We start from the raw sequence: 3492 nt of genomic DNA, 5'->3' as shown, positions 1-3492 counted from the left end.
GCGTGGGAGTCGCTGTGGGTCTACGACCACTTCCACACCGTGCCGGTGCCGACCGACGAGGCCACCCACGAGGCGTGGACGCTCATGTCGGCCTTCGGTGCGGCCACCGACCGCATCCGTCTCGGCCAGATGTGCACGTGCATGGGCTACCGCAATCCCGCCTACCTGGCGAAGGTCGCCGCCACCGTCGACCACGTGTCGGCCGGACGCACCGAAATGGGGATCGGCGGCGGCTGGTACGAGCACGAATGGACCGCGTACGGCTACGGCTTCCCGCGCATCGGCGAGCGACTCGGGATGCTGCGCGAGGGCGTCGAGATCATGCGGCAGGCCTGGACGACCGGCACGGCCACACTCGCCGGGAAGCACTTCCAGGTCGATGGCGCGATCGTGCGGCCGCTGCCCGTGCAGGACGGCGGCATCCCGATGTGGATCGCCGGCAGCGGCGAGAAGGTCACCCTGCGCATCGCGGCGGAATACGCCTCCTACACGAACTTCGCCGGCAGCCTGGAGGAGTTCGACCACAAGGACGCGGTGCTCCGCGGTCACTGCGACGACATCGGTCGCGACCAGGCGGAGATCGTCCGCAGCTCGAATTTCAACACGATCGTCGGGGAGACCGAGGCGGAGGCGTCCGAGCGGCTCGCCGCCGTCGTCGCCCGCGTGCGGCCGTACATCGGCGCCGAACGTGCCGACGCGCTCGAGCAGGAGTATCTCGCCTCGCCCGGCTTCGGCACGGTCGAGCAGGTGGCCGAGCGCCTCGCCGAGCGCGGGCGGCACGGTCTCGGCTACGCCATCCACTACTTCCCCGAGGCCGCCTACGACACCTCCGGCATGGACCTCTTCGAGCGCCACGTCATCCCCGCCCTCGCCTGACCCGCTCCGCCGCCCGGCTGGGCGTGCAGGCCAGGGCTGTTTTCCGCGCCCGCTGGTGACCGGTGCCGCGGCCGTCGGTGAACAACACAGGAGATCCGCGCGCAACACCCGCAGAGAGCCGCCGACAGTCCGGAATCCGGCTGTTTCTCCTGTCTTGTTCACGGGCCTGCGTCGCGTCGCCGCTCGCGGCACCCCGGGCCGGGATTGTTCCTCTCCCCGGTCGTGACGAGACGCGGGCGCGCTGCGCTCCGCCGGTGAACAACACAGGAGATCCGCACGGTGTGGCCACTATCCGGGCGCCCACGGCCATTTTCCCGTCGTTTCTCCTGTGCTGTTCACCGGAGGTGACCGCGGCCACTTCTCCTCCCCGGCTCGGCAGTTGCCGCGTCGATCCACAGGGTGGTCGCGCCCTGGCCGGACGTCTGCGGCATCCGGGCACGGTTGGCCCATGGCCAGACATGCCGAACCTGCCCCGCTTCTCGCCCGTCGCCGCGATCTGCGCGAGGAAGGCTTCACGGATCGCGACCTCGCGCGAGCCGTGACGGCGGGCACGCTCCTGCACCCGCGACGAAACGCCTATCTTCCGATGGGCGTGCCCGTCGACACGCTGGACGCGGTGAGCATCGGGGGCCTGTTGACGTGCACGTCCGAGCTGCGCCGCGCCGGCGTCTTCGTGATGGAACGCGCCGATCTCGACGTTCATCTTCCGGAGCACGCCTCCCGCGTGCCCGGGATCCCCCGGCCGGTGCGGCGTCACTGGGGGCGGTTGGTCCGCCGCCCACACCCGAGCGCCACCTCCGTCGAACCGCTCGACGCGGTCGCGTGCGCGGTGAGGTGCCAGAGTCCTCGCGCGGCGATCGCCTCGATCGACTCGGCGCTGCAGCGGGGTACGTGCACCGCGACGACCTGCGGGAACTGTTCGGCGCGCTCGCCGGGAGGTCTGCTGCCCCTGGTCGACGGCAGAGCGGAGTCGGGACCGGAGACACTGGTGCGGCTGATCCTTCGGGCCCTCGGCCTGCGGTACGAGGTTCAGGTGTGGATCAGCGGCGTCGGTCGAGTCGACTTCGTTGTCGAAGGGTGGCTCATCATCGAGTGCGACAGCGAGGAGTTCCACTCCGATTGGGAGGCCCAACGCCGCGACCGTCGCCGGGATCAGGCGGCGGCCGCGCGTGGCTTCGCGGTGTATCGGCCGATCGCGGAAGACATCATGTGGCGACCGGAGGAGGTGGTCGCAGCCATCCGCGGACTCGTCTTGGGCGCCGCCGGAGGCGCTCTGTCGAGGCGCGTCGCGTGAACAACACCGGAGATCTGCGGCGGGTCGGCCCTGTGGAGGCCAGGAGCGCGGGATTCGCCCGGAATCTCCTGTGATGTTGACGCGCGCGGCGGCGTTGTCGCCGCCCGGGCGGAGTCACACGCGCCGAGTCACAGGAGACCGGTCAACACGCGACGGGTCACACGAGCGGGGCGACGGAGCGGTAGCCGTCGGGGATCACCTCGGGCAGCGCCCCTGACCCGCCGAAGACACGGGTGGTGCCGGGCGCCTCCGACCATGGCCGCCATCCCGGGTCTCCCGCGCGGGCGAAGGCTGCGGCGCTGCCGTGCACCGCGGCAGCGAGGGCCCGAGGCGGAGCCTCGCCGGCGATCGCGGCGACCCGCTCCGCGGAGAGCACGTCGAACCAGAAGGGCACGTCGAGACAGTGCAGCGCCCAGCCCTTCGTCGGCGATACCCATGAGAAGCGGTAGGCCCACGTCGGGGCGGGCGCGCCCTCCCGGGCCTGCGCGACGCCGGCCACGAGCGACCGGAAGACGACATCGCCGAGGTATCGGCCGAGGACAGCGGCCGTGCCTCGGCGGCGCTGCTCGGCGTTCGCCGCGAGGTAGTCGCGGCGTCGTCCCCGCTCGACGCCGAGCAATCCCAGGGCGATCCCCGCGGGCACTATGCGAAGGGGCCGCCGCGCCCGGTCGGTGACGAAGGTCATCTCGTCATCGACCGCGCCGATCACCAGCGGGATGTCGTCTCCCGCGCCGTTGCGGATCGCATCCACCGTGGGACGTTCGACGAGCTCGCCATCGACGGTGGGTCCCCACGACAGCGCGTCGTCGATGAGGGCTCGGAGCGCCTCGAGTCTCGAGCCGGACTCCGGTCTCGCTGCCCGACGCTCGAGGTCGGGGAGCTCTTCGCGCGGCACCGCACCGAATCCCTCCCGCGTGGCGGGTACGCCGGCGAGGTGTGCGATCCTCGCCGACAGTGTGCGGGCCGTCTCGGGCGAGACGTCGGCGAGGGCGGGCGACATCGCCCACGCCGCGCGGAAAAGTCCTCGTGCGGCGGGGAGGGCGAGCAGGGTCAGCACGGCTCCGCCGCCGGCCGACTGGCCCGCGAGCATCACGCGGTCGGGGTCGCCGCCGAACGCGGAGATGTTCTCCCGCACCCACTCCAGTACGGCGACCCAGTCCCGCACCCCGCGATTAGCCGGGGCGCCCGGAACATGCCCGAACCCGTCGAACCCGAGCCGGTACGACAGGGTCACCGTGACGACACCGTCGCGCGCGAAGGCCGCGCCGTCGTACCAGGCGCTCGCGGGCGACCCCGAGACGTAGCCGCCGCCGTGGATGTAG

The 3492-nt window shown here is 71.7% G+C and carries 3 protein-coding genes; 2 read left to right on the top strand and 1 reads right to left on the bottom strand.

All coding sequences use genetic code 11. The features are described from left to right. The coding region (locus B4E30_RS08265) for a TIGR03560 family F420-dependent LLM class oxidoreductase (protein ID WP_286794653.1) at positions 1-876 on the top strand (876 nt) is incomplete at its 5' end. A 448-nt stretch (positions 877-1324) separates the two neighbouring features. Continuing rightward, a complete protein-coding gene (locus B4E30_RS08260) occupies positions 1325-2170 on the top strand; it encodes a DUF559 domain-containing protein (RefSeq protein ID WP_286794652.1) in 846 nt (281 codons plus the stop codon). A 157-nt stretch (positions 2171-2327) separates the two neighbouring features. Here the strand turns inward: B4E30_RS08260 and B4E30_RS08255 are convergent. Next, positions 2328-3492, bottom strand: a 1165-nt coding sequence (locus B4E30_RS08255) for a carboxylesterase family protein (protein WP_286794650.1), incomplete at its 5' end; no start/stop codon positions are given.

Source organism: Microbacterium sp. UBA3394 (genome assembly GCF_002358725.1).
Taxonomy (GTDB): Bacteria; Actinomycetota; Actinomycetes; order Actinomycetales; family Microbacteriaceae; genus Microbacterium; species Microbacterium luteum.
The sequence above is the reverse complement of the archived record's forward strand: the minus strand, read 5'-3'. Positions and strand labels throughout refer to the sequence as shown.

What these genes read in the sequence shown, in the direction of transcription:
- B4E30_RS08260 (WP_286794652.1), top strand. Translation starts at nt 1,325, where the DNA reads ATGGCCAGACATGCCGAACCTGCCCCGCTTCTCGCCCGTCGCCGCGAT.